The organism is Streptomyces avermitilis MA-4680 = NBRC 14893 (assembly GCF_000009765.2).
Lineage (GTDB): Bacteria > Actinomycetota > Actinomycetes > Streptomycetales > Streptomycetaceae > Streptomyces > Streptomyces avermitilis.
The window spans coordinates 2,290,879-2,316,497 of record NC_003155.5 but is presented as its reverse complement, the minus strand read 5'-3'; the positions used below and the strand labels follow the sequence as shown (position 1 = coordinate 2,316,497).

27 protein-coding genes and 1 pseudogene are annotated in these 25,619 nt (G+C 72.7%); 21 read left to right on the top strand and 7 right to left on the bottom strand.

All coding sequences use genetic code 11. The features are described from left to right. Positions 1–206 precede the first annotated feature (206 nt). The 12 genes from SAVERM_RS09975 to SAVERM_RS09920 all read left to right on the top strand — a co-directional run bounded on the left by SAVERM_RS09975 (position 207) and on the right by SAVERM_RS09920 (position 8,887). Complete coding sequence (locus tag SAVERM_RS09975) at positions 207–1,568, top strand: NAD(P)/FAD-dependent oxidoreductase (RefSeq protein ID WP_010983331.1); 1,362 nt, start codon at positions 207–209, stop codon at positions 1,566–1,568. Next, a complete protein-coding gene (locus SAVERM_RS09970; RefSeq protein WP_010983330.1) occupies positions 1,565–3,415 on the top strand; it encodes a transketolase in 1,851 nt (616 codons plus the stop codon). The genes SAVERM_RS09975 and SAVERM_RS09970 overlap by 4 nt, the downstream gene beginning before the upstream one ends. Positions 3,416–3,618: 203 nt before the next feature. Next, positions 3,619–3,966, top strand: coding sequence for a gas vesicle protein GvpO (locus tag SAVERM_RS09965; RefSeq protein ID WP_010983329.1), 348 nt, complete (start codon positions 3,619–3,621; stop codon positions 3,964–3,966). Positions 3,967–4,022: 56 nt separating this feature from the next. Next, positions 4,023–4,448 carry a gas vesicle structural protein GvpA gene (locus SAVERM_RS09960; RefSeq protein WP_010983328.1) on the top strand — a complete coding sequence of 142 codons (426 nt, stop codon included), beginning with the start codon at positions 4,023–4,025 and terminating at the stop codon, positions 4,446–4,448. Beyond that, the gene (locus SAVERM_RS09955; RefSeq protein ID WP_010983327.1) at positions 4,445–5,212 is read left to right on the top strand and encodes a GvpL/GvpF family gas vesicle protein; all 768 of its coding nucleotides are present in this window, start codon (positions 4,445–4,447) and stop codon (positions 5,210–5,212) included. Before SAVERM_RS09960 ends, SAVERM_RS09955 begins: the two co-directional genes overlap by 4 nt. A 40-nt stretch (positions 5,213–5,252) precedes the next feature. Continuing rightward, complete coding sequence (locus tag SAVERM_RS09950) at positions 5,253–5,516, top strand: gas vesicle protein GvpG (protein WP_010983326.1); 264 nt, start codon at positions 5,253–5,255, stop codon at positions 5,514–5,516. After that, positions 5,513–6,199, top strand: coding sequence for a hypothetical protein (locus SAVERM_RS09945; protein WP_010983325.1), 687 nt, complete (start codon positions 5,513–5,515; stop codon positions 6,197–6,199). The genes SAVERM_RS09950 and SAVERM_RS09945 overlap by 4 nt, the downstream gene beginning before the upstream one ends. Beyond that, the gene (locus SAVERM_RS09940; protein ID WP_010983324.1) at positions 6,192–7,328 is read left to right on the top strand and encodes an SRPBCC family protein; all 1,137 of its coding nucleotides are present in this window, start codon (positions 6,192–6,194) and stop codon (positions 7,326–7,328) included. Before SAVERM_RS09945 ends, SAVERM_RS09940 begins: the two co-directional genes overlap by 8 nt. After that, positions 7,325–7,651, top strand: a complete 327-nt coding sequence (locus tag SAVERM_RS09935; RefSeq protein ID WP_010983323.1) for a gas vesicle protein — start codon at positions 7,325–7,327, stop codon at positions 7,649–7,651. Before SAVERM_RS09940 ends, SAVERM_RS09935 begins: the two co-directional genes overlap by 4 nt. Continuing rightward, positions 7,648–8,415, top strand: a complete 768-nt coding sequence (locus tag SAVERM_RS09930; protein ID WP_010983322.1) for a GvpL/GvpF family gas vesicle protein — start codon at positions 7,648–7,650, stop codon at positions 8,413–8,415. The genes SAVERM_RS09935 and SAVERM_RS09930 overlap by 4 nt, the downstream gene beginning before the upstream one ends. Next, complete coding sequence (locus SAVERM_RS09925; RefSeq protein ID WP_010983321.1) at positions 8,412–8,606, top strand: gas vesicle protein; 195 nt, start codon at positions 8,412–8,414, stop codon at positions 8,604–8,606. The genes SAVERM_RS09930 and SAVERM_RS09925 overlap by 4 nt, the downstream gene beginning before the upstream one ends. Then, a complete protein-coding gene (locus SAVERM_RS09920; protein WP_010983320.1) occupies positions 8,603–8,887 on the top strand; it encodes a gas vesicle protein K in 285 nt (94 codons plus the stop codon). Before SAVERM_RS09925 ends, SAVERM_RS09920 begins: the two co-directional genes overlap by 4 nt. A gap of 13 nt (positions 8,888–8,900) precedes the next feature. On the opposite strand, the gene SAVERM_RS09915 is transcribed toward SAVERM_RS09920, so the two are convergent. Both SAVERM_RS09915 and SAVERM_RS09910 read right to left on the bottom strand, forming a co-directional pair. Beyond that, a complete protein-coding gene (locus SAVERM_RS09915) occupies positions 8,901–9,722 on the bottom strand; it encodes a methyltransferase domain-containing protein (RefSeq protein ID WP_010983319.1) in 822 nt (273 codons plus the stop codon). Between the two features lie 135 nt (positions 9,723–9,857). Next, positions 9,858–11,351: a bifunctional phosphatase PAP2/diacylglycerol kinase family protein gene (locus SAVERM_RS09910; protein ID WP_010983318.1), complete on the bottom strand. Its 1,494-nt coding sequence runs from the start codon at positions 11,349–11,351 to the stop codon at positions 9,858–9,860. 112 nt (positions 11,352–11,463) lie between these two features. Between SAVERM_RS09910 and SAVERM_RS09905 the strand changes: the two genes are divergently transcribed. Further along, the gene (locus tag SAVERM_RS09905) at positions 11,464–13,083 is read left to right on the top strand and encodes an ATP-binding cassette domain-containing protein (protein ID WP_010983317.1); all 1,620 of its coding nucleotides are present in this window, start codon (positions 11,464–11,466) and stop codon (positions 13,081–13,083) included. Positions 13,084–13,296: 213 nt separating this feature from the next. Then, on the top strand, positions 13,297–13,530 hold the full coding sequence (locus SAVERM_RS09900) for a DUF6158 family protein (RefSeq protein ID WP_037647525.1): 234 nt from the start codon (positions 13,297–13,299) through the stop codon (positions 13,528–13,530). 195 nt (positions 13,531–13,725) lie between these two features. On the opposite strand, the gene SAVERM_RS09895 is transcribed toward SAVERM_RS09900, so the two are convergent. From SAVERM_RS09895 to SAVERM_RS09885, 3 genes are all read right to left on the bottom strand, one after another. Next, positions 13,726–14,271 carry a type 1 glutamine amidotransferase domain-containing protein gene (locus SAVERM_RS09895; RefSeq protein WP_010983315.1) on the bottom strand — a complete coding sequence of 182 codons (546 nt, stop codon included), beginning with the start codon at positions 14,269–14,271 and terminating at the stop codon, positions 13,726–13,728. A gap of 38 nt (positions 14,272–14,309) precedes the next feature. Then, positions 14,310–14,756 (bottom strand): CBS domain-containing protein, encoded by a 447-nt coding sequence (locus SAVERM_RS09890; protein ID WP_010983314.1) that lies wholly within the window; start codon positions 14,754–14,756, stop codon positions 14,310–14,312. 102 nt (positions 14,757–14,858) lie between these two features. Continuing rightward, on the bottom strand, positions 14,859–15,269 hold the full coding sequence (locus SAVERM_RS09885; RefSeq protein ID WP_010983313.1) for a DUF2795 domain-containing protein: 411 nt from the start codon (positions 15,267–15,269) through the stop codon (positions 14,859–14,861). 333 nt (positions 15,270–15,602) lie between these two features. Between SAVERM_RS09885 and SAVERM_RS09880 the strand changes: the two genes are divergently transcribed. The 4 genes and pseudogenes from SAVERM_RS09880 (at position 15,603) to SAVERM_RS09865 (ending at position 20,433) form a co-directional block, all read left to right on the top strand. Beyond that, positions 15,603–16,397, top strand: a complete 795-nt coding sequence (locus SAVERM_RS09880; protein WP_010983312.1) for an RNA polymerase sigma factor SigF — start codon at positions 15,603–15,605, stop codon at positions 16,395–16,397. A gap of 388 nt (positions 16,398–16,785) precedes the next feature. After that, positions 16,786–17,856 carry a hypothetical protein gene (locus SAVERM_RS09875; protein WP_010983311.1) on the top strand — a complete coding sequence of 357 codons (1,071 nt, stop codon included), beginning with the start codon at positions 16,786–16,788 and terminating at the stop codon, positions 17,854–17,856. A gap of 122 nt (positions 17,857–17,978) precedes the next feature. Next, positions 17,979–19,267 (top strand): annotated as a pseudogene (locus SAVERM_RS39900) (pyridoxal phosphate-dependent aminotransferase). Next, positions 19,264–20,433 carry an MBL fold metallo-hydrolase gene (locus tag SAVERM_RS09865; RefSeq protein WP_010983309.1) on the top strand — a complete coding sequence of 390 codons (1,170 nt, stop codon included), beginning with the start codon at positions 19,264–19,266 and terminating at the stop codon, positions 20,431–20,433. The pseudogene SAVERM_RS39900 and the gene SAVERM_RS09865 overlap by 4 nt, the downstream one beginning before the upstream one ends. Before the next feature lie 106 nt (positions 20,434–20,539). Here the strand turns inward: SAVERM_RS09865 and SAVERM_RS09860 are convergent, their stop codons facing one another. Next, positions 20,540–21,163: a DedA family protein gene (locus tag SAVERM_RS09860; RefSeq protein WP_010983308.1), complete on the bottom strand. Its 624-nt coding sequence runs from the start codon at positions 21,161–21,163 to the stop codon at positions 20,540–20,542. Positions 21,164–21,209: 46 nt separating this feature from the next. Next, the gene (locus SAVERM_RS09855; protein ID WP_037647357.1) at positions 21,210–21,983 is read right to left on the bottom strand and encodes an MBL fold metallo-hydrolase; all 774 of its coding nucleotides are present in this window, start codon (positions 21,981–21,983) and stop codon (positions 21,210–21,212) included. 86 nt (positions 21,984–22,069) lie between these two features. Between SAVERM_RS09855 and SAVERM_RS09850 the strand changes: the two genes are divergently transcribed. The 3 genes from SAVERM_RS09850 (at position 22,070) to SAVERM_RS39895 (ending at position 25,596) form a co-directional block, all read left to right on the top strand. Then, a complete protein-coding gene (locus tag SAVERM_RS09850) occupies positions 22,070–22,504 on the top strand; it encodes a hypothetical protein (protein ID WP_037647360.1) in 435 nt (144 codons plus the stop codon). A 168-nt stretch (positions 22,505–22,672) separates the two neighbouring features. Continuing rightward, a complete protein-coding gene (locus SAVERM_RS09845) occupies positions 22,673–24,772 on the top strand; it encodes an alkaline phosphatase family protein (RefSeq protein ID WP_171033202.1) in 2,100 nt (699 codons plus the stop codon). 281 nt (positions 24,773–25,053) lie between these two features. Then, positions 25,054–25,596, top strand: coding sequence for a DUF2201 family putative metallopeptidase (locus SAVERM_RS39895; protein WP_078234610.1), 543 nt, complete (start codon positions 25,054–25,056; stop codon positions 25,594–25,596). The last annotated feature ends 23 nt before the right edge of the window (positions 25,597–25,619 follow it).

The following is a 25,619-nucleotide window of genomic DNA, read 5'->3' as shown; positions in this document are numbered from 1 at the left end:
CGCGCGTCGTCTTACGGGAGGTGGTGGCGAGATCCGCAGGACGTGGCCGTACTCGGGCAGGGGCGGCACCTCCGCGACGGGGGCGGGTCGGTTTCCCGGCCGGATATCCCCGCCGGAGGGGGGAAACGCGCGGGGCCGTCGGGTTTGGGTGACCCCTCCCAGGGGACGCGGAAAGTCCGTACGAGCGAACCCGCCGGAGGCGAATCGTGAGTCGACCCCGCATCCTGATCGTCGGTGCCGGCTTCGCCGGATACCAGACGGCCCGCACCCTTTCCCGGCTGACCCGGCACAAGGCCGACATCACTCTCCTGAACCCGACGGACTACTTTCTGTATCTGCCCCTGCTGCCCCAGGTCGCCGCCGGCATCCTGGAGCCGCGCCGCGTCACCGTCTCCCTCGCCGGCACACTGCCCCACGTGCGGCTGGTGCTCGGCGAGGCCCAGACGGACGGCATCGACCTCGACGCTCGCACCGTGCGCTACACCGGCCCGGAGGGCGACGTCGGCACACTGACGTACGACCGGCTGGTGCTCGCCGCCGGCAGTGTCAACAAGCTGCTGCCCATTCCCGGCGTCGCCGAGCACGCACACGGCTTCCGGGGACTGCCCGAGGCGCTGTATCTGCGCGACCACGTGACCCGCCAGGTGGAACTCGCCGCCGCGGCGGCCGACTCCGAGACCTGCGCCTCCCGGTGCACCTTCGTGGTGGTCGGCGCCGGTTACACCGGAACCGAGGTCGCCGTACAGGGGCAGCTGCTCACCGACGCGCTGGTGCGCAACCGGCCGCTGCGCGAGGGCAGGCGGCCACGCTGGCTGCTGCTCGACGTCGCACCCCGGGTCCTGCCCGGACTGGACGAACGGCTCTCGCGCACCGCCGACCGCGTGCTGCGCAAGCGGGGCGTCGAGGTGCGCATGGGGACCTCCGTGAAGGAGGCGACGTCCGACGGAGTCCTGCTGTCCGACGGCGAGTTCGTCGACACCCGCACCCTCGTATGGTGCGTCGGGGTGCGGCCCGACCCGCTCGCCGAGTCCCTCGGACTGCCGATGGAGAGCGGCCGGCTGCTCGTCGAGCCGACCCTCCAGGTCCCCGGCCACCCCGAGGTGTTCGCCTGCGGCGACGCGGCCGCCGTACCCGACCTGGAGAATCCGGGCCAGTACACCCCGATGACCGCCCAGCACGCCTGGCGGCAGGGGAAGACCGCCGGCCACAACGTGGCCGCCTCGTTCGGCATCGGCACCCGCCGCCCCTACCGCCACCGCGACCTGGGCTTCGTCGTGGACCTCGGCGGGGTGCAGGCCGCCGCCAACCCCCTCGGCATCCCCCTGTCCGGCCCGCTCGCCGGTGCCGTCACCCGCGGCTACCACCTCGCCGCCATGCCCGGCAACCGTGTCCGCGTCGCCGCCGACTGGCTGCTGGAGGCCGTACTGCCGCGCCAGGCCGTGCAGTTGGGTCTGGTGCGGTCCTGGTCGGTGCCCCTGGACACCGCGTCGCCGGAACTGGCACGGATGCCCGGCGCCCCGGAGAGGCTCGCCACCACTGACACCCCCACTACGGAAGGACCCTCATGAACACCCGTCAACTCACCGAACTGGGACAGCAGTTGCGGGTCGACAGTGTCCGTGCCGCGGACGCCGCGAGCTCCGGGCACCCCACCTCCTCGATGTCCGCCGCGGACCTGATGGCCGTACTCCTCGCCCACCACCTCCGCTACGACTTCGACCGTCCCGCCCACCCCGGCAACGACCGCTTCATCCTTTCCAAGGGACATGCCTCGCCGCTGCTGTACGCCGCCTACAAGGCGGCCGGCGCCATCGACGACGCCGAACTGCTCACCTTCCGCGAGCTCGGCAGCCGCCTCGAAGGGCACCCCACGCCCCGCCGGCTGCCCTGGGTCGAGACGGCCACCGGCTCGCTCGGCCAGGGTCTGCCCGTCGGCGTCGGCATCGCGCTGTCCGGAAAGCGGCTCGAGCGCACCGGTTACCGTGTCTGGGTGCTGTGCGGCGACAGCGAACTCGCCGAGGGCTCCGTGTGGGAGGCCGCCGAGCACGCCGGGTACGAGCACCTCGACAACCTCACCGCGATCGTCGACGTCAACCGCCTCGGCCAGCGCGGCCCCACCCGGCACGGACACGACCTGGACGCCTACGCCCGCCGGTTCCAGGCCTTCGGCTGGCACACCATCGAGATCGACGGTCACGACGTGGACGCCGTCGACCGTGCGTACGGCGAGGCCGAGTCCACCAGCGGCCAGCCCACCGTCATCCTCGCCCGCACCCTCAAGGGCAAGGGCGTCGCGGCCGTCGAGGACCGCGAGGGCCTGCACGGCAAACCGCTGCCGGACGCCGAGGAGGCGATCGCCGAACTCGGCGGCGTCCGCGAGCTGCGCATCGAGGTCCAAGATCCCCCGGCGGCACGGGTGTTGCACGCCGTGGCCGCGCCGGGACAGGTGGAGCTCCCGCGCTACGACAAGGGTGACGAGGTAGCCACCCGCGACGCCTACGGGCAGGCGCTCACCGCGCTCGGCGGCGCCCGCGAGGACGTCGTCGCCATCGACGGCGAGGTCGGCGACTCCACCCGCTCCGAGTACTTCGCCAAGGAGTATCCCGACCGCTACTTCGAGTGCTACATCGCCGAGCAGCAGATGGTCGCCGCCGCCGTCGGACTCGCCGCCCGCGGCTGGGTGCCGTACGCCGCGACCTTCGCCGCGTTCCTCACCCGCGCCCATGACTTCGTGCGCATGGCGTCGATCAGCGGTGCGGGCATCAACCTCGTCGGCTCGCACGCCGGCGTGTCCATCGGCCAGGACGGGCCCTCGCAGATGGGACTGGAGGACCTCGCGATGTTCCGGTCGGTGTACGACTCGACCGTCCTCTACCCCTGCGACGCCAACCAGACGGCGAAGCTCGTCGCCGCGATGGCCGGCCTCGACGGCGTCCGCTATCTGCGGACCTCGCGCGGCGCGTCGCCCGTCCTGTACGGGCCCGACGAGGAGTTCCCGGTCGGCGGCAGCAAGGTGCTGCGGTCCTCCGGCGAGGACCGGCTGACGCTCGTCGCGGCCGGCGTCACCGTCCACGAGGCGCTGGCCGCCGCCGACTCGCTGGCCGAGGCGGGCATCCGGGCCCGGGTGATCGACCTCTACTCGGTCAAGCCGGTCGACCGCGACACCCTGCGCCAGGCCGCCGAGGACACCGGCTGCCTCCTCACCGTCGAGGACCACCGCGAGGAGGGCGGCATCGGTGACGCGGTCCTCGACGCCTTCCTCGACGGACGCCCCGTGCCCCGCCTGGTGCGCCTCGCCGTCCGTACGATGCCCGGCTCGGCGTCCCCGGCCGAGCAGTTGCACGCCGCGGGCATCGACGCCGAGTCGATCGCCACCGCGGCCCGGCTGCTGGTGGAACAGGCCGTCGTGCGCTGACCTTCCGAAGCTGCCGTCCGTGCTGATGACGGCGGCTTCGCGCGGACCGCACGTCGTCGTGCCCGGGCCTTAACGGTCCGAGCCCTGCCCGGCGCCCCCTCGGGGGCGCCGGTTCCGCGCATTGCGCGGTTGACCCACGGACTGTTGCGCAGTGTTGGAGGTTTGGCCCTCGCCTTTGTGGCCATTCGAAGGGGGAGGTGGCCATGTCGAACACATCCAACACGTCAAAATCACAAGATTCACAGAATACGCAGGACGCACCGAGAAATGAGCGGGGCGGCACGGCGGAAAAGCGGCCGGGCACGATGGAGGTGCTACGCAAGGCAGGCGCCCAGTTCGCCGAACTCACCGGCCTGGAGGCCGAGTCGGTCTCGTCCTTCGAACGCTCGGAGGACGGCTGGCAGTTGCAGGTCGAGGTTCTCGAACTCGCCCGTGTCCCGGACACGATGAGCCTGCTGGCCAGCTACGAGGTGAAGCTCGACCCGTACGGCGAACTCACCGGCTATCGCCGGGTCCGCCGCTACGAACGCGGCCGGGCCGACGCCCGCTAGACCGCGTCCCCGCCCCACGCTCAACCCATTTGACGGACCAGGGAGGTTCAACCCGCATGACCGTTGTCCCCGCACAGCAGACCGGTGGCGGAGGTGGCTCCAGTGGGCTGTATGACGTTCTGGAGCTCGTACTCGACCGAGGGCTCGTCATCGACGCCTTCGTGAGGGTCTCCCTCGTCGGAATCGAAATTCTCAAGATCGACGTCCGTGTGGTCGTCGCCAGTGTCGACACCTATCTGCGCTTCGCCGAGGCGTGCAACCGGCTCGACCTGGAATCCGGACCGCACAAGAGCCCGGGGCTGCCCGACCTGGTCGGTGACATCACCGAGTCCGGCGCCCGCGGCAAGTCCAAGGGGGCGCTGTCCGGCGCCGCCGAGACGATCTCCGACGCGTTCAAGCAGTCCCGTGAGGAGGGGCAGAGCGAGAGCCGGCCCCGCGCCCGCAAGTCCACCGCCTCGCGCCGGAAGGAGGAGCAGGAGTGAGTACGTACGTCTACGGCATCGCCGCGAGTTCCCACCCCTCGCTCCCCGACGGCATGGGCGGGGTCGGCGAACCGCCGATGCCGGTGCGCATCATCAAGGAGGGCGAGCTGGCGGCGATCGTCAGCGACGCGCCCGAGGGGCTGCGCCCCAAGCGCAGGGATCTGCTCGCCCATCAGAACGTCCTGAACGAGGCCGGAGGCGGCGGCACCGTGCTGCCCATGCGCTTCGGCAGCGTCGGGGCGGACGACGCGGCCGTCGCCGGTGTGCTCGCCGAGCGGGCCGACCACTACAAGGAGCGCCTGACGGCACTGGCCGGCCGGGTCGAGTACAACGTCAAGGCGAGCCACGACGAAGAGGCCGTCCTGCACCGCGTGATGTCCGAGAACACCGAGATACGGGCGCTCGCCGAGGCCAACCGTCAGTCGGGCGGCGGCAGTTACGACCATCGCCTGCAACTCGGTGAGATGGTCGCGGCGGCCGTCCAGCGGCGCGAGGCCGAGGACGCGGTGGACGTGCGGCACACGCTGGAGCCCGCGGCCGACGCGGTGAGCGTCGGCCCCGAGTCGACGGGCTGGCTGGCCAACGTGTCGTTCCTGGTGGCACGCGACGCCGCCGACACCTTCGTCGCCGCCGTCGAGCAGCTGCGCAAGGGCCATCCGCACCTGGACGTGCGGCTCAACGGGCCGCTGCCGCCGTACAGCTTCGTCGAACCCGACCCGTCCGAGTCGGTGGACAGCTTCACCGGCGCCGAGCGGGTCGAGTGACCCGCCGGGCACCGGCGGCCGCCCACCGGGAGCTGATGGCATGGGCCTGATCACAGAGGTGCTGCTGCTGCCGTTCGCACCGGCGCGGGGCAGCATCTGGGTGCTGGGTCAGGTACTGGCGGAGGCAGAGCGCCAGTACTACGACCCGGCCACGATCCGTGCCGAACTCGCCCGCCTCGAGCAGCAGCTCGAGGCGGGCGAGATCGACGAGACCGAATTCGACCGCCGGGAGGACGAGCTCCTCGACCGGCTGGAGACCAGCTCGCGCAGCGGCGCGGGAACCGGCAACGGGACGACAGGATGAATCGAATAGGACTGGGCCTCGCGATAGGGGCCGGATACGTCCTCGGACGTACCAAGAAGATGAAGCTGGCGTTCGCCGTCGGCACCATGGTGGCCGGCAAGCGGCTGAACCTCACCCCGCGGGCCCTCGCCGACCTGGTCTCCCAGCAGCTGCTGAACAACCCGCAGTTCAAGGAGATCGGCGACGAGCTGCGGCAGGATCTGCGCGGCGTCGGCAAGGCCGCCTCCGGAGCGCTGCTCGAGCGGCAGATCGAAGGACTCGCCGACCGGCTGCACGGGCGGACCGCGCAAGTGCGCGACCAGCTCGCGGGCGTCGCGCCGGACGTGCCGGGCCTCGATGACGACGAGGAGGAGGACGAGCGGGACGAGGAGGACGCACGGGACGAGCGGGGCGAGGCGGACGAGCCGGAAGAGCGGGACCGGGAGCCCGACGGCGAGGAGGACCGCCCGCGCCGGGCGGCGCCGGCCAAGAAGACCGCCGCGAAGAAGGGCCCGGCCAAGAAGGCTCCGGCCAAGAAGGCTCCGGCGACGAAGACGGCGGCGGGAACGGCCGGGGCGAAGAAGGCGGCCAAGAAGGCTCCCGCCAAGAGGACGGCGGCCGCCAAGAGGACGGCGGCCGCCAAGAGTTCCGCGCGCCGGGTCACCCGGACTCGTACCCGGGAAAGGGGCGGCGACGATGAGTGACACCCTCGGGTCCGTGACGGGCCGGGCGAAGGACCAGGCGAAGGGCGGGGTGAAGGAGAACCCGATCACCGGCGTCGTCCAGAGCGAGGCCGCCGACCGGCTCAAGGCGGAGGTGCAGGAGTACCTGGGCGCCCAGGCCCAGCGGCTGCTGGTCGGTTTCGGCCGCAAGCTCGGTGAGACCACGGGCAAGCTCAACGACATCGCGGAAGGCAACAGCCCGGGCTTCGCCAAGCTCGCGCTCGACGGCGGCCGCAAACTCGCCGAGGGCAAGGGCCCGCTGCGTTCCGCCCTGGAACTCGGCGCCGGCCGGGCCAAGGACAGTGTCGTGGGCGCCTTGAAGAACCTGACCGGCGGCAAGGGCCGGCGCAAGGGCGGTGCGGGCAAGAAGCCCACCGTCATCATCGAGTTCATCGACGTCGGCGTGCCGCTGCGCACGGCGTACGACCAGTGGACCCAGTACCAGGACTTCAGCACCTTCGCCAAGGGCGTCAAGAGCGCGAACCGCGCCGACGACACGACGAGCGACTGGCAGCTCAAGGTCTTCTGGTCCAACCGCAGCTGGAAGGCGCACACCACCGAGCAGGTGGCCGACGAACGGATCTCCTGGACGTCCGAGGGCGCGAAGGGCACGACCAAGGGCGTCGTCACTTTCCACTCCCTGGCCGACAACCTCACCCGGGTGCTGCTCGTCATCGAGTACTACCCCAAGGGCCTGTTCGAGAAGACCGGCAACATCTGGCGCGCCCAGGGCCGCCGGGCCCGGCTCGACCTCAAGAACTTCGCCCGCTTCATCACGCTCAAGGGCGAGGCCGAGGACGGCTGGCGCGGCGAGATCCGCGACGGCGAGGTCGTCCGCAGTCACGAGGACGCGGTCGCCGAGGAGGAGGCCGAGGAGTCGGGCCCTGAGGGCGAGTCCGAAGAGCCCGAGGAGGCCTACGAGGACCAGGAGGACGGCGAAGCGGACGGCGAAGAAGGCGAGCCGTACGAGGAGCAGGCCGAATACGCCGACGAGGACGAAGCTCCGGAGGGCGAGTACGCCGACGAGGACGAGGTCCCGGAGGACGAGGCTCCTGAGGAGGAGTACGAGTACGAAGAGGAAGAGGCCCCGGTAGGCGGGGGTCGCCGATGACCACTCCCAGCAGACTGCCCGACCCCTACGGCTCAGGCGGCGGCGCCAACCTCGCCGACATCCTTGAACGGGTGCTCGACAAGGGCGTCGTGATCGCGGGCGACATCCGCATCAACCTGCTCGACATCGAGCTGATCACCATCAAGCTGCGGCTCATCGTCGCCTCCGTCGACAAGGCCAAGGAGATGGGCATCGACTGGTGGGAGGACGACCCGGCACTGTCCTCGCGCGCCCGGCACAACGAACTCGCCCGGGAGAACGCCGAGTTGCGCGCCCATGTCGCCGAACTGGAGGGCGCCCGCCCCCAAGAGGAGGCCTCATGACCGGGCTGCGTTACGTGTACGCCGTCTGCCGCCCCTTCGGCACGCCCCTCCAGGCCGAGCTGACGGGGGTGGCGGGCGCCCCGCCCAAGCAGCTCTCGCACCACGGTCTGGTCGCCGTCGTCAGCGAGGTGCCGGCGGAGGACTTCGCCGAGGAGCCGCTGCGGGCCCATCTGGAGGACCTGGAGTGGCTGACCGCGACCGCCCGCGCCCACCAAAGTGTGATCGACGCGCTCACCGTGGTCACGACGCCCCTGCCGCTCAGGCTCGGCACCGTGTTCCAGGACGACAGCTCCGTACGGGTCATGATGGAGGCGCGCGAGGAGGCCTTCCGCCGCACGCTGGACCGCCTGGACGGGCGCGTGGAGTGGGGCGTCAAGGTGTACGCCGAAACGGAGCAGACGGAACCGGAACGTTCGCCCGGGAAAGCGGCCTCGGGACGGGACTATCTGCGTCAGCGGCGTCAGCGCAATCGGTCCCACGAGGAGATGTGGGAGAACAGCGAGCGCTTCGCGGGCCGGCTGCACCACACCCTCGCGGAATACGCCGAGGATTCGCGTCTGCACGCCCCGCAGAATCCGGCGCTCTCCCGGGCGTCGGGACGCAACGTGCTCAACGCGGCCTATCTGGTGCCGCGTTCGGACTCGGAGGAGTTCGTGGAGAAAGTGGACCGTACGAAGGACGAACTGTCCGGGGTACGGGTGGAACTCACCGGCCCCTGGGCTGCGTACTCGTTCAGCGGCATCGACGGGGAGGCGGACGCGTGACCGTGGTGGAACGCCGTGAGATCGCCCTGGTGGACCTGCTCGACCGGCTGCTCGCCGGCGGCGTCGTCATCACCGGCGACCTCACCCTGCGCATCGCGGACGTCGATCTCGTGCGCATCGATCTGAACGCGCTCATCAGCTCGGTGAACGCCCAGGTCCCCTCGCCGTGGCCGGACCAGGAGGAACAGTGAGCACAAGCAGCAGTGGACGTAATCGGCTGGATCTCGAGCCCGACACCGTGGAGCGCGATCTCGTCAAGCTCGTGCTGACCGTCGTGGAACTGCTGCGGCAGCTGATGGAGCGGCAGGCGGTGCGCCGCTTCGACACGGGAGAGCTGACGGAGGACCAGGAAGAGCGGATCGGGCTCACGCTGATGCTGCTCGACGACCGCATGAAGGAACTGTGCGAGCGCTACGGTGTGCGGCCCGAGGACCTGAATCTGGACCTCGGACCGCTCGGATCGCTGCTCTAGCCGGATCGCTGCTCTAGACGATCTTGCGGCAGAGAATCTCTCCGTGCAGGACGGAGAACCAGCCGTCCTCCTGCCGCCCCCACTCCCGCCACGCCTGCGACACCGCCCGCAGCTGGCGCGTGGTCGCGTGGCCGCCCTCCGTGGCGCGGGCCGCGTACGCCGAGGCGAGGGTGCGGTCCGCCCACAGGCCGCTCCACCAGTCCCGCTCCTCCGCGGTGGCGAAGGTCCAGGTGCTCGACGTGGCGGTGATGTCCGTCAGGCCCGCCCGCAGCGCCCACGCCCTGAGCCGGCGCCCCGCGTCCGGCTCACCGCCGTTGGCCCGGGCGACGCGCCGGTACAGGTCCAGCCAGTCGGTCATGCCCGGTGACTCGGGATACCAGGTCATGGCCGCGTAGTCCGCATCGCGGACGGCGATGAAACCGCCCGGCCTGGTGACCCGGCGCATCTCGCGCAGCGCCTGCACCGGATCGCCCACGTGTTGCAGCACCTGGTGTGCGTGCACCACGCAGAAGGTGTCGTCCGGGTACTCCAGCGCGTGCACGTCCGCGACCGCGAACTCGACGTTGCGCAGACCGCGCCCGGCGGCCGTGGCCCTGGCCTGCTCCAGGATGTCCGGTGCGTGGTCGACCCCGGTCACCCGGCCGTCCGGGACCAGCGCCGCCAGGTCGGCGGTGATGGTGCCCGGACCGCAGCCGATGTCGAGGATCTTCATGTGGGGCTTCAGCGAGTCGAGGAGATACGCCGCCGAGTTGGCCGCTGTGCGCCAGGTGTGCGAGCGCAGCACGGACTCGTGATGGCCGTGGGTGTAGACGGCGGTCTCCTGCGACTTCGACATGACCGTTCCCCTTCGCGTCGGTTGCGCGTCGTACGCGCCCCGCGGAGCCTCACCGCGGGGCGACAGGCATCACGGTACGTGCGAATGTCGAATGATGAGACCCGCGTCTTGCCATATGGACCACCGATCTCGCGGTCAGGTGCGGGGGAACGGACGGTAGACCGTCAGCGCCTCCGGAAGCTTCCGGAGCGTCACATCGCCCTGGACTTCGGTGACTTCGCCGTCGTGGGCGAGGAGGGTGCCGGGCGCGACACCGGTCAGGCGCAGTTCCCGTACCCGGACCGCCGCGTGGGCGGGGGACCGGGTGAGCGGACCGGCGAGGGCCGCGGCCAGCAGGCGGGCGGCGGGGCGGCGGCCGCCGTGCACGACGCGTACGTCGAGGAGCCCGTCCGCGAGCTCGTGGCGGCGGCCGGGCGCGAGCCCCGTGCGGTGGTGCGTGCCGTTGCCCGCGAACAGCAGCCACAGCGGGCGGGGCGCACCCCCCAGTCCGACCTGCAAGGGGTGATGGTCCGCGCGCAGCACCCGCAGCGCGGCGATCACGTCGGCCGGCCAGGCGCCGAGCCACTCCGCCCAGCGTTCCCGCTCGCGTACCAGCTCCGGATGGACGCCGAGACCGACGGAGCCGAGGAAGCAGCGCTCGATGTCCCCGGAGGTGAAGCGGCCGACGTCCACGCGCACGGCGTCGCCCTGCCGCAGGGCGCGGGTCAGGTCACGTACGCCCTCGATGCCGAGGTCGTGCGCGAGGTGGTCGGGTGAGCCGCCCGGCAGCACGGCGAGCGGGAGGCCGTGACGCAGGGCCACCTCGGCGGCGGCGTTCACCGTGCCGTCGTCCCCGCACACCCCGAGCACCTGGGCGCGGGCGGCGGCCTTCTCCAACTCGGCCCGCACCTCGTCCGGTTCGCACTGCACCGTCTCGGCACGGGGGAGGGCGTCCCCGAGGGCGCGGACGCGGTCCGGGGCCGCCGCGCCCTGGTCGGCCACGACCACCAGACCCGCGCCGTCGGGCAGCGCGGGCGCGTCCACGCGCGGGCGGCCCGGCGGCGGGAGCCGGTCGCGGGTCGGCACGAGCCCGCGGACGGCGAACGCGGCGCCCACGCCCAGGGCCGCGCCCGCCAGGACGTCGCTCGGGAAGTGGACGCCCGTGTAGACGCGCGAGAGGGCGACGGCGGCGGCGAGCGGTGCGAGCGCCGCGCCCAGGCCGCGTGACTCCAGGGCGACGCCCGTCGCGAAGGCGGCGGCCGAGGCGGAGTGGCCCGACGGGAACGACGTGGTGATCGGCTGGCGCTTGAGGCGGCGGACGTGCGGGACCGGGTCGAGAACGGGGCGCGGGCGGCGGACCGAGCGCTTGCCGAGGGTGTTGATCGTGGCGGAGGCCAGGGTGAGCGAGGCGAGGCCCCGGGCGGCGGCCCGGCGGGCACGGGGGCTGCCGGTGGCCGCGAGGGCGGTGGCCGCGGCGAACCACAGGACCCCGTGGTTCGCGGTGCGGCTCAGCCTGGGCAGCAGGCGGTCGCCCCCCGGCCAGTGCCGGGCGGCGACCTTCTCGAAGAGGCGGTAGTCGGCGGCGAGCAGTCGGTCTCGCAGGACGCGGGGGCGCGGGGGGCGGACCGTCAGGTCGACATCTGGGGTCATGGGGGGCACGTACCCAGGGCGGCGGGATTACTGCGTGCCGGCCCGGGCGGAGGCGGCCGCGGACACGAAACGAGTTTGCCCGGGGCAGGCGATTCCCAGGACAATGCGCGCCATGGGACATCTGGAAGCCGCGCATCTCGAGTACTACCTTCCCGACGGGAGGGTGCTGCTCGGCGATGTGTCGTTCCGGGTGGGAGAAGGGGCCGTCGTCGCCCTCGTCGGGCCCAACGGGGCCGGGAAGACCACCCTGCTGCGGCTGATCTCCGGTGAGCTGAAGCCGCACGGTGGCGGGGTCACGGTGGGCGGCGGACTCGGGGTGATGCGGCAGTTCGTGGGGTCCGTGCGGGACGAGACGACCGTACGGGAACTGCTCGTGTCCGTCGCGTCGCCCCGCATCCAGGAAGCGGCGCGCGCCGTGGACACCGCCGAGCACGCCATGATGACCGTCGACGACGAGGCCGCCCAGCTCCGGTACGCGCAGGCGCTCTCCGACTGGGCCGAGGTCCGCGGGTACGAGGCGGAGACGCTCTGGGACATGTGCACCATGGCCGCGCTCGGAGTGCCGTACGAGAAGGCGCAGTGGCGACAGGTGCGCACCCTCTCCGGTGGCGAGCAGAAGCGGCTCGTGCTCGAAGCGCTGCTGCGCGGCACCGACGAGGTGCTGCTGCTCGACGAGCCCGACAACTATCTCGACGTACCCGGCAAGCGCTGGCTGGAGGAGCGGCTCAAGGAGACCCGCAAGACCGTTCTCTTCGTCTCCCACGACCGTGAGCTGCTCGCCCGCGCCGCGGAGAAGATCGTGAGCGTCGAACCGAGCCCCACCGGGGCGGACGCCTGGGTGCACGGCGGCGGTTTCGCGACATATCACGAGGCGCGGCGGGAACGTTTCGCGCGCTTCGAGGAGTTGCGCAGGCGCTGGGACGAGAAGCACGCCCAGCTGAAGAAGCTCGTGCTGAATCTTCGGCAGGCGGCCTCCATCAGCCATGAGCTGGCGTCCCGCTACCAGGCCGCGCAGACCAGGCTGCGGAAGTTCGAGGAGGCGGGACCGCCGCCCGAGCCGCCGCGCGAGCAGGACATCACCATGCGGCTCAAGGGCGGCCGTACCGGGGTACGGGCGGTCACCTGCAAGGGGCTCGAGCTCACCGGGCTGATGAAACCCTTCGACCTGGAGGTCTTCTACGGCGAGCGGGTCGCCGTCCTCGGCTCCAACGGCTCCGGCAAGTCGCACTTCCTGCGCCTGCTCGCGGGCGACGACGTCACGCACACGGGGGAGTGGAAGCTGGGCGCGCGTGTCGTGCCCGGGCACTTCGCGCAGACCCACGCCCACCCGGAGCTGGAGGGCCGCACGCTGCTGGACATCCTGTGGGGCGAGCACTCCCAGGACCGCGGCGCGGCCATGTCCCGGCTGCGGCGCTACGAGCTGACCGCCCAGGCCGAGCAGCGGTTCGAGCGGTTGTCCGGCGGACAGCAGGCCCGATTCCAGATCCTCCTGCTGGAGCTGGAGGGCGTGACCGCGCTGCTGCTGGACGAGCCGACCGACAACCTGGACCTGGAGTCGGCGGAGGCCCTCCAGGAGGGCCTGGAGGCCTTCGACGGCACGGTCCTGTCGGTCACGCACGACCGCTGGTTCGCCCGGTCCTTCGACCGCTATCTCGTCTTCGGCTCCGACGGCCGCGTACGGGAGACGGCGGAGCCGGTGTGGGACGAGCGCCGGGTGGAGCGGGCCAGGTAGCGGAACGCGCGCGGCCCGCGCCGTCGGGGAGCGCCCGTAGGCGTGGCCCTGGTGCGCCGGGGCGTGTCGGCGTATGCGGAGGCCCAGGGCCCCGGATGTTCGTAGAGTGGATGGAGAGAGGCGAGATCCATGGTCCCTCCTGGATGCCCTCGGGTGGTAGGTCCCGAGCGCGTACCCGGACCGCACCAGGGACACGACGATCGGGGCACGATCATGAACGGAGTCGACCCGGGCCGCCTGACCGACCAGCAACTCATGAAGGAGCTGGAGGCGATCCACCGCACGCGTCACGACACGCTGCTGCACGGTTCCAACGACGCGCTGCGGGTGCACAACGTCCGCATGGCGCAGCTGGAGGGCGAGTATCTGCGCCGCCATCCACGCCGCCCGGTGGCCCCGGGCCGCACTCGTGAGGGAGCCCGGGAGCGGGGATGCGCCCAGGCGTGACGAGCCTCCAGTCGTGACTCGCGTGAGGTCTGCCCGAGCCGCGTGAGGTGCTCAGGGCGCGTGAGGCGTCCGAGCTGACCGAGGTGTCCGCGTCGACCGTCCGGCCCCCGTGCGGTCGGCGCACGTGAAGCCGGTGCTCGGTCCGGACCAGCTGGTCCGGACCGAGCACCGGCTTCGGGACGTCCGGCTGAGCCGCTACGCGGCCGCAGCCTTGTCGAACTCGGTCAGAAACGCCTCGCGGAACGCCTTCAGGTCGTCCGGCTTGCGGCTGGTGATCAGCGTGTTGGGCCCCTGGTCGCAGATCTGCACCTGCTCGTCGACCCAGGTGCCGCCCGCGTTGCGGATGTCCGTCCGCAGACTCGGCCACGAGGTCAGCACACGGCCCGGGACCACGCCGGCCTCGATCAGCGTCCACGGGGCGTGGCAGATCGCGGCGACCGGACGGCCCTGGTCGAAGAAGGCGCGGACGAAAGCCACCGCCCGCTCGTCCATCCGCAGTGCGTCGGGGTTGGCCACCCCGCCGGGCAGGACCAGCGCGCCGAAGGAGTCGGCCGGCACCTCACCGGCCACCTCCTCGACGGGGAAGGTGTCCGCCTTGTCGAGATGGTTGAACGCCTGGACCTGTCCGGGCTCGGTCGAGACCAGGACCGGTTGGTGCCCGGCGTCGACCGCCGCCTGCCAGGGGTCGGTGAGTTCGATCTGCTCGACCCCCTCGGGGGCGGTCAGGAATGCGATGCGCATGACTGTTCACTGTCCTTTCTCAGCCTGCCGGCCGGCCCTCAGCGTGCCGCGGGAGCCGCGCCCGGCCAGCTGTCCGGTTCGGCGCGGCTGATGTCGGCGAGCACCGATTCGGGGTCCTGCGCGACCGCCAGATCGCCGAGACTCACCATGCCCACCGGGTGTCCGTCCTCGACGACCGGAAGTCGGCGCACGGTGTGCTCCCGCATCAGCGCGACCGCGGCCGACACGGGCTCGTCGGGGCCGATCACCACCGGGTTGGTCGTGCACACGCCCTGGGCGCTCACGGTGCGCGGGTCGACGCCGTCCGCGACGGCACGCAGCGCTATGTCACGGTCCGTGAGCACGCCGACGAGCTGCTGGTCGAGGGTCACGAGGACATCGCCCACATCCTGGGCCCGCATGAGCTGCGCGGCCTCGACGAGCGATGCGTCGGGGCGGACCGCGACGACGCCGGGAGTCATGACCTCCCTGACGAAATCAGCCATGGAAGTGGTCCCTTCTGTGATCTCCCGCTGTGGCCCGCGGTACCCGCGAACCTGTTCGCTGGGCGTCCGGCTCCTGTTCCTCCAGTTCGCCTGTTACCCGTGTTACCCCTGTTCCTCGTCCTGCGGCCCGGCGCCGTCGGCGGTCCGTACGACCGCCTCGGCAAGCTCGTGCGCGTTGGTGTAGCGGGCCTTGTGCGGCAGCCGCTCCAGCGGTTCGACGAGCGCGTCGGGGGCGTGGCTGCGGCGCAGGGCGCCGATCAGATCGGCGGGCCCCGCGGGGAACGAGGTGCGTCCCAGATGCCGGCCCAGCTCGTAGCGCACGGCGGCCAGCGAGCCCGTGGCGCCGCCGGGCGTCACAGGGCCGCCCGCGATCTGCGGGTCGTCGTCGGCCGTCGGTTCCGGGTCGTTCCACTCTTCGGCCCGCGTCGGGTGACCGGACCGCAGCAGACCCTGCAGTTCGTGTTTCATCTCGTCGTCCCGGTGGACGCTCAGCCGGTCACTGCCTCGCTGCATGTTTCGCTCCAGATCCTTTCGGGGTGAGCTCGGGTGAGCACCGCGTACCCGGTGGGACGAGGTCGACACGGGATCGGGCGGACCCGTGCGGAGCGTCCGCCGCGTGGCCCTGCCGTCGCTCCTGAACCGGGGGCGGCAACGGTTTTCACCCGGAGGCTGTGCGGGTGGTTTGCCTCGCATGATCAGGGGCAGGCGGTCTGACAGTGCTTCGGACAGGAGGCACGTCCGTGGGAGCGGGAAACCCTCACCACGGGTGTGTCCGGTCCCGTGTCCGGGTGCGCTCCCACGGTGACCGTCCACCCCAGGCACCCCTCAAGGGAGTTGCGACGCACCATGCGAACCCAAGCCAGCGCGAAGCGCCACTCGCACGACGATGCACCCGACACCGCAGAGGCCTTCCGCAAGCTCGCCACGCTCCCGCCGGGCCAGCAGCGCGACACACTCCGTGAGGAGATCGTCGAGGCCTGGCTGCCCATGGCCGAACGGCTCGCCGGACGCTTTCGGAACCGCGGCGAGAACTACGAAGACCTGCGCCAGGTCGCGTCGCTCGGCCTGGTCAAGGCCGTCGACCGGTACGACCCCGAGCTCGGCAACGCCTTCGAGAGCTACGCCGTGCCCACGATCACCGGCGAGATCAAGCGCCACTTCCGCGACCACATGTGGACCCTGCACGTGCCGCGCCGCGTCCAGGATCTGCGCAACCGTGTGCGGTTCGCCAGTCAGGACCTCTCGCAGACCATCTCGGGCCGCAGGCCCACCGTCGCCGAGATCGCCGAGCACGCCAACATGAGCGAGGAGGACGTCCGGGCGGGCCTGGAGGCCCTGGAGAGCTTCACGGCGCTCTCCCTCGACGCCGAACTGCCCGGCAGCGAGGACGGGTACTCGCTCAGCGACGCCCTCGGCTCGGCCGACCCGGCCCTGGACATCGTCGTCGACCGCGAGGCCGTCAAGCCGCGCCTCCAGGCGCTGCCCGAGCGCGAACGGGACATCCTCTACATGAGGTTCTTCGGTGACATGACGCAGAGCCGCATCGCCGAGCAGCTCGGCATCTCCCAGATGCATGTGTCACGGATCATCAGCCGCTGCTGCGACCGACTGCGCGAGCAGGTGATGCGGGACGCCGCCTGAGCCGAGGTTCAGGTTCGTCCGGCTGAGAGCGAGGGCGAGGGCGAGGGCGAGGTGACGGGACATCATGTCCCTCGCCGTGCCCTCGCCCTCGCCTTCGCCATGGAGAAGCGGCTCACCCACCGGCGCCGCGTTCCGGGTGGCCTCGGCGGGGTCGGACGCGGCCTTCGGAGCCCTGCGCCGGCTCTCCCAGGGCTCTCCCAGGGCGCCGACCGCAGACGCCGTACCGCCGACCGCAGGCTCCGCAGTGGTCCGGCATTGTCACCCGCCCGGCGGCGTACGTAGCGCGAATGGTGCCCGGCCGCGCGCGTGCGGCCGCCGGGCGGGCTGTCATGGGCTGCGGGGGCACGACCGCCGTGCCCCCGCAGAGCCCGCCGAAGGAGCCCAGCCCATGCGCCGTTGCGCCCGTGTCCTGTCCGCCACCGCCCTGGCCGGTGCCGCCCTGGGCGTCGCCGCCCCGGCCGCGTCCGCGGATCCGGCCACGGAGGTCAGACCGCGCTCCGTCGCGCCCGGCGGCGCCGTCACCCTCTCCGTCTCCTGCGACGCCACCGGCGCGGAGCGGTCCGACGCCATCGAGGCCGGCCCGCAGAGCTCCGAGGAGACCGAGGCCCAGCTGCGGCTCGGAGGGAACGACGACGCCGGGGCGGCCGCCGACGGCGAGACGGCGCGTATGCCGTCCGACGGGGACTTCGACGGCGGTGCTACCGGTGCGGCCGGCCCCCCGGCGCAGTGGGAGGTCGACGGACAGTGCCCCGTGACGACGGGCGGCCAGGAGAGTCAGTGGACCGCCTTGCCCAGCGACACCCGCGACGGCGAGGCCCGCAACGGCGCGGCGGATCCGTCCGGCGCTGCGGACGTGCCCGGCGCTGCGGACGCGCCCGACGCTGCGGACGCGCCCGACGCGGTGAATCGTCCTGACGAGGTGAATCCTCCCAGCGCGGTGGCTCCGCCCGACACGCTGGATGCGCCCGCCGCGGTGGATCCTCCGGGTGCGGTGGTTCCGCCCGACACGGTGGATCCCGGTGCGGTGAATCGCCCCGACGCGGCGGACGCGCCCGACGCGGTGAACCGTCCTGACGAGGTGAATCCCCCCAGTGCGGTGGTGCCGCCCGGTGTGGTGGTCCCGCCCGACACGCTGGATGCGCCCGCCGCGGTGGATCCCCCCGGCACGTTGGCTCCGCCCGGCACCGCGAGCCGCCCCGGCACGGTCGAGCCGCCCGACGCGGTGAATCGCCCCGACGCCGTCGATCCCCCCGACACGCCGAACGGCCCCGACGCCGTGAATCCGTCCGGTGCGGCGGATGCGCCTCCCGGGGTCCAGCGCGGAGCGCAGGCCGGCGAGGGCGGCGCCTTCACCGGGTCGATCCCCGCCCTGGTCACCGGCAGCGTCCTGGTCGCGGTCGCCATCGGCGCCGCCTGCTACCGAGTGCTGCGCCGGAAGGGAACGTCCTCCCGCATCTGACGCTGTGACGGGCGCAACCCGGCCGGGCGCCCATGGCAGGACGGAACCCTGGGTACGGAGAGGCCGAGGGCACGGCCGAGACCGTATGGGGAACGGACGTACGAGACTGCGCGGAGGCACCCATGCGGCGGACGGATCGGGAAGGACACGGCCCCGTCCGCTACGGCCCGCCGCTGCCCGACCAGGGACTGCCCGTACTGCCGGGACTCGCGGCCGCCCTCGCCGCCGCCGCGGACCGCCCCGACGCCGAACCCGCCGGCGGCGGCCCCGCCCTCCTCGCCGCGGCCTGCGGCTACTTCGGGCGGCGCGGTCTGTCCGCGGGCCCCGACCGCGTCGCCGCCGCACCGGGCGCCCCGGCCCTGCTCCTCGCACTGACCGCGGCGCTCGGTGGCGATGTGCTCGTGCCCCGGCCCTGCGCCGCCTGGTGGGCACCCCCAAGGGCCCGGGGCCGCCTGGGAAGGGTCCGGTGTTCCCTTGTTGGCGAACCCCCCGGGGGAAATTGGGGGGGCCTTCCCGGGATTCCGGACCCCCCCTCCTGGAAGAACCGGTCGCAGGGTTCCGTGCCCGAAGGCCGGGGGAATCCCGGGGGGTCCTTCGGTTCCGTCGCCGGGTCGGCCGAACGAACCCCAACCGCCAACCGTCGCACCCGCCCGAGGTGCTGCACGAGACCATCGAGGCCGCCGCGGGCGAGGGACTGCACCTGGTCAGCGACGAGACCTGGCGCGACACCGTGCACCGCCCGCACGACACCGTGCTGTTCAGCCCCGCCGAGATGCTCCCCGACGGGGTCACCGTCCTGACCGACCTCGCCGGCCCCTTCCTGCCGGCCGGCTGGCCCGCGGCCGTCGCCCGCTTCCCGGACACCGCCGACGGCGCCGGGCTGCGCGCCCGTGTCCTCGACGTCCTCACCGCGCTCGGCGCCCGGATCGCCCGACCGGTCGCCGCGGCCGCCGCGTACGCGCTCGACGAGCCCGCCGACGTCACCGAACGCCTCACCGCCGCCGTACGCCTGCACGCGCGCGTGGCCACCGCCGCGCACCGTGCGGTGGTCACCGCGGGCGCCCTCGCCCGGCCCCCGCAGGCCGGCCGGCATCTGTACGTGGACCTCGGCCCGCTGCGCTCCGCGCTCAGCGCGCACGGAGTGGGCGACGCACAGGAACTGGAGGACTTCCTCACCGCCCGGCTCGGCCTGCCCGCGCCCGGCGGCCAGCGCTTCGGGGACGACCTCGCGGCCCTGCGCGTACGGCTGTCCACCGGGCCGCTCCTCGGCACCACCGCCGAGGAGCGGACGCGGTGCCTCGATTCACCCGCGCCTTTGGAACTGCCACACGTGCAACGCGCGTTGATCCTTCTGGGATCGGTCTTCGACGATCTTCGCGACGACGCTCAGCGATGGGAGCCTCCTCGATGACGCAGCAGACGCAGCAGACGGAGCAGACGGAGCAGACGAAGCAGACGAAGCAGACGAAGCAGTCCGGGTTCACCACGAGCACCGTTTCGCCGACGGACCAGGACGCCGACGAGCCGACGTCGACGACCACGACCACGACCACATTCACGTCCCCGTCCCCGTCCCCGCCCACCCCCGCCGGGCCCCTCGCACCGCCGAACGCACCGCCCGAGCCGCGTCCGCTCGGCGAGCGCCGGCGATGGCAGCGCTCCTTCGCCGACCGGCTGACCGCCCCGCTGCCCGGACTCAAGGCCTTAGCCCGGTTCGCCCGCGAGGGCGCGATACGGCCGGGACCCGAGGGACTCGCCGACATCCCGAAGCTGCCCTTCGAGCCGGCGCCGCTGCCCCGGGTGGACGCGCGCATGGTCGCCGTCTCCTGGGCGGGGCACGCGAGTTGGGTGGTCCGGATCGGTGGCCTCACCGTCCTCACCGACCCGGTCTGGTCCCGCCGCATCCTCGGCACACCCGCCCGGATCACCCCCGTCGGGGTGGCCTGGAGCGCCCTGCCGCGCATCGACGCGGTCGTCATCAGCCACAACCACTACGACCACCTGGACGCCCCCACCCTGCGCAGACTCCCGCGCGACACCCCGGTGTTCGTGCCCGCCGGACTCGCCCGCTGGTTCCGGCGCCGCCGCTTCACGCAGGTGACCGAGCTGGACTGGTGGGAGGCGGCCGAACTGGGCGGTGTCCGCTTGGACTTCGTGCCTTCCCATCACTGGTCCAAACGCAGCCTGACCGACACCTGCCGCACCCTGTGGGGCGGTTGGGTGCTCACGGCGCCCGACGGGCAGCGCGTGTACTTCGCTGGGGACACGGGATACGGGCACTGGTTCGCGCAGATCGGCCGCCGCTACCCCGGTATCGACCTGGCGCTGCTGCCGATCGGCGCGTACGACCCGCGCTGGTGGCTGAGCGACGTGCACTGCGATCCGGAGGAGGCGGTACAGGCGGCGGTCGACCTCGGCGCGCACCGGATGGCGCCGATGCACTGGGCGACGTTCGTCCTGTCCGCGGAGCCGGTCCTGGAGCCGCTCACCCGGGTGCGGGCGGCCTGGGAGAAGGCGGGGCTGGCCCGCGAGGACCTGTGGGACCTGCCGGTGGGGGCCTCCCGGGTCCTGGAGTGATCTCCGGGCCCAGAGCCTGTCCGGCGGTTCATGCCCCGGCGCACCCGGGCTGACAAGGCTCCGCCGCCTTCCTCCGGCATCATGATCCGCCGGACAGGACGTAGAGCTAGGCGGCGTCCCTGCGCAGCCTGCGCCACACGCTCGGCGCGACGCTGATCGTCAGCGTCAGCGCGACCGCCGCCACCACGCCCTCCCACGGCTCCTCGAACAGGGAACCGCCGAGGATGCCGATCAGCTGGTACGTCACCGCCCAGGCGAGGCACGCCGGGCCGTTGCCGCGGGCGAAGCGCCGCAGCGGCATGTCCGCCATCAGACAGGCGAGCATCACCGGGAGACGGCCCGCCGGGACCAGCCGGGACAGCGTGAGCACCGCGATGTCGTGGTCGCGCAGCTTCTCCTGCGCCTGTGCGAGCCGGTCCTCGGGCGCGCGGTCGCGGATCGCCCGCAGCCAGCGCGACCCGTTCTTGGAGCGCATTCCGCGCCGGCCCAGCCAGTACAGCGCGATGTCGCCGAGGAACGCGGCGAGCGCCGCCACCGCGAAGACGAACAGCAGCGCGAAGGGCGCCGACTGATGGAAGGCCACCACCGCCGCGGAGCTGACCAGGGCGCCCGTCGGCACCACCGGCACCAGCGCGCCGATCAGCACCAGCAGGAACAGCGTCGGATAGCCGATGGCCTGCTGCGTGGACGCCGGTGACACGGTCGAGTTCACCGCGGCCAGGAATATCACCGGGCGGCCTCCGTCACGGTGGTGTGCGGTCTGCGGACCGGGCGTCTCACCGGGCCACCTCCGGGCGTACGCTCTCGCCGTGCGCCAGCAGGTGCACCGCGACCGCCGGCGCGCGCTCCGCCGCGAGGCGCACGAACTCGGCGCCCGGCGTGTGGAATTCATGGGGGCGCACGGCATCCATCCCGATCGGCCAGTACGTGCCGTAGTGCACCGGTACCGCGCTGCGGGGCGTCAGCCGCGCGAGCGCCTGCGCGGCCCGCCCCGCGTCCAGGTGCCCCTCGCCGAGATACGGCCCCCAGCCGCCGACCGGCAACAGCGCCACGTCGACGGGCCCGACCTCCTCGGCCATCTCCTCGAACAGCCCGGTGTCCCCCGCGAAGTACGTCCGCGCGGCACCCTCGATCACGAACCCGAGCGCGGGCGAGCGGTGCGGACCGACCGGCAGCCGCCGTCCGTCGTGCCGCGCCGGAACGGTCCGTACGACCAGGTCACCGACCTGCGTCCGATCGCCGGGCGCGACCTCGGTGAGCCGCAGATGACCGAGCCTGCGCAGCCCCGGCACCTGACGCACGGCGCCCCGCGGCAGCAGCAGCCGGGTGCCGGGGGCGAGCCGGGCCAGGGACGGTACGTGGAGGTGGTCGGCGTGCAGATGCGAGACGAGCGCCACGTCCGCGACCGCCGCCTCGGGCGGGGGCGGTGCGCCCCGGCGGCGCCGCAGGTGCGCCAGGCGGCGCGCGAAGAGCGGGTCGGTGAGAACGCGCGTTCCCGAGTCCTCGACCGTGCAGGTGGCATGCCCCCACCAGGTGATCTCCACCGGCACTCCCTTTGCCTCCTTCGCGCGACTCCCCCCGAGCCTACGGGCAGGAGTAGGGTCGGCGGCGAAACCCGGAGGTGAGGGGGGACACCATGGGAGACGTGCGCGGCGCCTTCGGCCCGTCGGCCACGGTACGGGTCACGGCCATCGCCAGCCTGACGCCCCTGGAGGAACTGGACGCGGACCCCTTCCTCGTCGACTCCCGCAGCCAGTACGCGATGTGCGCCCGCTGGGCCGCCGAGCGCGGCTACGTCGTGACCCGGGAACTCCTCGTCCGCGGACTGCGGCCCGACCACTGCGCCCTGTGGGCCGACGTCGAGGCCGGCCTCGTCGACCTGTTCGTCGCCCCCAGCCACCGTGTCCTGGAGCGCGCGCTCGCCTCCGTGGACGAGTTCGCCGCGGAGTGCGCCCGCCGCGGCGTCCGCGTGGAGACGGTGGGCCGCGCGGAACCGTCGTACGACGCGAAGATGAAGGCCCGTATCCACCGGCGCCTTTCGATGCCGACAGCGGGGTACGACGGCCGCTGACCCCTGTGGGTGGACCCACCGCCGTCGTGGTCGCACGCTTGCGCGCCCTTGCGGCGGAGCAGGATGGCCGGGGGGAGAGCATCCGGTGACACCCGGGATCCCCCATGCGTTGTGACAGGGTGGAGAAGGCCCGTACAGGTGTGGGCCGGGACGCGAGGTGGGTGCGGCGTGGGTGGCGGGCGTTGGCGGAGTGTGCTCAGCGGGGTGTGGCGGAGTATCGCCGTATGGGCCGTCTCGACGGTCACCATGCTCGTCCTCGCCGGACTGCTCCCCGACTTCCAGCTCCAGTCCGACAACGGTGACAGCGCCACCCGGATAGCCATCACCGCGGCCGCCGGCGCGGGCGTCTTCGGTCTGCTGTCGTCCCTTTTCTGGCCCCTGCTCGTGCGCCTGCTGCTCCTCGTGCCCGCCCTCGTCATCGGCCTGCTCGTCTTCTTCCTCAACGGCTCCCTGCTGCTGATCGCCCTGCGCATCAACCCCTCCGGCCGGGGCGAGGCCGCGCCCGAGACCGCCGTCGTGGTCGCCGCCGTGATGTCCGCCGTGGCCTCCGCCACCGGCGGTGCCCTCGCGGTACGGGACGACGACGCGTACCGCCGCAGGCTGTACCGGCTCGCCGACCGCCGCCGCAGACGCGGCGAGGGGCAGGCGGGTCCCTCCACCCCGGGCACCGTCTTCCTCCAGCTCGACGGTGTCGGCCACGACGTCCTGGCGGAGGCGACGGCCAAGGGGCTCATGCCGACCGTCGCCGCCTGGCTCGGCCTCCCCACCGCCGGCACCCGCGGCGGCCGTGGCCCCACCCATGTGCTCACCCCCTGGCGCACCGACTGGTCCAGCCAGACCGGCGCCAGCCAGCTAGGCATCCTGCACGGCTCCAACCACGACATCCCGGCCTTCCGTTGGTACGAGAAGGAAACCCACGAGGTCATGGTCTGCAACCGCCCCTCCAGCGCCGCCGAGCTCCAGCGCCGCGCCGTCGAGCGCACCGGTGACGGCGGTCTCCTCACCGTCGACGGCGCCAGCCGCGGCAACCTCTTCAGCGGCGGCGCCGACCAGCTCGCGCTCGTCCTGTCCATCGCCGCGCGGCGGGGGAGGAAGAACCGCTCCCGGGCGGGCTACTTCGCCTACTTCTGCGACCCCGCCAACGCCGTCCGCACCGCCATGTCCCTCGTCGCCGAGGTCGGCCGGGAGATGGGCCAGTCCACCCTGGCGCGCGTGCGGAAACAGCGGCCCCGGGTCAAGCGCGGCGGCCTCTACCCGTTCATCCGCGCCTTCGCGACCGTCGTCGAGCGGGACGTCGTCGTCGCCGCGGTGATCGGCGACATGCTCGCCGGCCGCAACGCGGTCTACGCGGACCTGGTCGGGTACGACGAGGTCGCGCACCACTCCGGGCCGCGCAGCCGGGACGCCGCGAAGGTCCTGGAGCGCCTCGACCGTTCGCTCGCGCTGATCGCCAAAGTCGCCGAGCACGCCCCGCGGCCGTACCGCGTCGTCGTCCTCTCCGACCACGGCCAGAGCCCCGGCGAGACCTTCCAGACCCGCTACGGCCTCTCCCTCGGCAATCTGGTCCGGGCCGGCTGCGGGCTGCCCGTGCCGCGCAGGGCCCGGCGCACCCACAGCGGGGCCGAGGCGCGGGCGGCGGTGCGCGCCGCGCTGCGGCGGCCGGTCGAGGAGGGCGGCGAGGAACACCGCCCGTCGCACCGCCGCTCCGAGCCGGTCGTGCTCGCCTCCGGCAACCTCGGGCTCGTCTCCTTCCCCGACGTGCCGCACCGGATGAGCAAGGAGGAGATCGACCGGCGCCACCCGGCGCTGCTGTCCACCCTCGCCAACCATCCCGGCATAGGTTTCGTCCTCGTACGGAGCGACGAGCACGGCGGGCTGGTGCTCGGGGCGCACGGCGCCGAGATACCCGTCGACGCGCTCGACGACGAACACCCCGGCCCGCTCGCCGACTTCGGCCCCGGCGCCGCCGACGCCGTACGGCGCACGCACTCCTTCCCGCACACCGCCGACATCATGGTCAACTCCTGGTACGACCCGGTCGAGGGCGAAGTCCTCGCCTTCGAGGAGCAGATCGGTTCGCACGGCGGGCTCGGCGGCGCGCAGGGGCGTCCCTTCCTGCTCTCGCCGGTCGCGTTCTCGGCGCCGGTGGACGACGGCACCGAACTGGTCGGCGCCGAGCACCTCCACCGGGTCTTCCGCCGCTGGCTGCGCGAGTGCGACGGCCCGCAGGTGCCCCTGGCGACGCGGGCCGACGAGCGCGCGGCGTAGGGCCGTCCGGTCGGGGCGGGCCGGTGCCACCGGCACCGACATCACGCACCCGGAATCCTGCGGCTCCGGACTTGGCGAGTGCGCTCCTGGAGTCCTTCGGTCCCTCGTCGCCGACGCCGAACTCGCCCGCGCCCACGGCATCTCCGTCGCCGCCGTGAGCACGGAGGCCGCCGAGATCTACATCAGCCCGCTGCGCCGGTTCGACGACGAGGAATGGCGGTTCATCCTCGCCCACGAGATGCTGCACGCCGCACTGCGCCCGCTGCGGCGCCCGCGACCCGCTGCTGTTCAACATCGCCTGCGACTACGTCATCAACGGCTGGCTCTGCGAGATGCAGATCGGCTCGATGCCCGAAGGGCTGCTCCGCGAACCGGAGTTGAGGGGCCTGTCCGCGGAGGAGGTGTACGACCGCATCGCCGGCGACCTGCGCTGGATGCGCCGCCTGTCCACCCTGCGCGGCAAGGGCGCGGGTGACATCCTCGGCGCCCCGCTGGGCAGTCCCCGCGACTACGTGGACCTTCTTCTGCGACGCGGCACCGCACGACGCGGGCTATCTGCCGGTCACGGTGATCGCCGGCCGGCTGCGGGTGCACGGCCGCGGCGGTACGGTGCTCCAGCCCGGCATCGACCTGCTGCATCGCGCGGACGACCTCCCGCCCGGCGCGCCCGTCCCGGTGATCACGGACGGCTGGTGCGACGTCCTGCGGGTCCGGCGCGAGCACGCGTACCTCATCCCGCAGGGCGCACGGCTGCCGTTCACCGCACGGGGGCCGGTCTTCCGGGTGAGGTGACGGCGAAGTGCGGTGACGGCGACGTGCGCTGACCGCGAAGCGCGGCGACCGCGAC

Excerpts from the sequence above, each read along its gene's own strand:
- SAVERM_RS09850 (WP_037647360.1), top strand. The coding sequence starts at position 22,070 with ATGGGAGACGTGCGCGGCGCCTTCGGCCCGTCGGCCACGGTACGGGTC.
- SAVERM_RS09885 (WP_010983313.1), bottom strand. The coding sequence starts at position 15,269 with ATGCAGCGAGGCAGTGACCGGCTGAGCGTCCACCGGGACGACGAGATG.
- SAVERM_RS09880 (WP_010983312.1), top strand. The coding sequence starts at position 15,603 with ATGCGAACCCAAGCCAGCGCGAAGCGCCACTCGCACGACGATGCACCC.
- SAVERM_RS09940 (WP_010983324.1), top strand. The coding sequence starts at position 6,192 with ATGAGTGACACCCTCGGGTCCGTGACGGGCCGGGCGAAGGACCAGGCG.
- SAVERM_RS09935 (WP_010983323.1), top strand. The coding sequence starts at position 7,325 with ATGACCACTCCCAGCAGACTGCCCGACCCCTACGGCTCAGGCGGCGGC.
- SAVERM_RS09970 (WP_010983330.1), top strand. The coding sequence starts at position 1,565 with ATGAACACCCGTCAACTCACCGAACTGGGACAGCAGTTGCGGGTCGAC.
- SAVERM_RS09895 (WP_010983315.1), bottom strand. The coding sequence starts at position 14,271 with ATGCGCATCGCATTCCTGACCGCCCCCGAGGGGGTCGAGCAGATCGAA.
- SAVERM_RS09875 (WP_010983311.1), top strand. The coding sequence starts at position 16,786 with ATGCGCCGTTGCGCCCGTGTCCTGTCCGCCACCGCCCTGGCCGGTGCC.
- SAVERM_RS09950 (WP_010983326.1), top strand. The coding sequence starts at position 5,253 with ATGGGCCTGATCACAGAGGTGCTGCTGCTGCCGTTCGCACCGGCGCGG.
- SAVERM_RS09890 (WP_010983314.1), bottom strand. The coding sequence starts at position 14,756 with ATGGCTGATTTCGTCAGGGAGGTCATGACTCCCGGCGTCGTCGCGGTC.
- SAVERM_RS09900 (WP_037647525.1), top strand. The coding sequence starts at position 13,297 with ATGAACGGAGTCGACCCGGGCCGCCTGACCGACCAGCAACTCATGAAG.
- SAVERM_RS09865 (WP_010983309.1), top strand. The coding sequence starts at position 19,264 with ATGACGCAGCAGACGCAGCAGACGGAGCAGACGGAGCAGACGAAGCAG.
- SAVERM_RS09905 (WP_010983317.1), top strand. The coding sequence starts at position 11,464 with ATGGGACATCTGGAAGCCGCGCATCTCGAGTACTACCTTCCCGACGGG.
- SAVERM_RS09965 (WP_010983329.1), top strand. The coding sequence starts at position 3,619 with ATGTCGAACACATCCAACACGTCAAAATCACAAGATTCACAGAATACG.
- SAVERM_RS09945 (WP_010983325.1), top strand. The coding sequence starts at position 5,513 with ATGAATCGAATAGGACTGGGCCTCGCGATAGGGGCCGGATACGTCCTC.
- SAVERM_RS09960 (WP_010983328.1), top strand. The coding sequence starts at position 4,023 with ATGACCGTTGTCCCCGCACAGCAGACCGGTGGCGGAGGTGGCTCCAGT.
- SAVERM_RS09915 (WP_010983319.1), bottom strand. The coding sequence starts at position 9,722 with ATGTCGAAGTCGCAGGAGACCGCCGTCTACACCCACGGCCATCACGAG.
- SAVERM_RS09930 (WP_010983322.1), top strand. The coding sequence starts at position 7,648 with ATGACCGGGCTGCGTTACGTGTACGCCGTCTGCCGCCCCTTCGGCACG.
- SAVERM_RS09910 (WP_010983318.1), bottom strand. The coding sequence starts at position 11,351 with ATGACCCCAGATGTCGACCTGACGGTCCGCCCCCCGCGCCCCCGCGTC.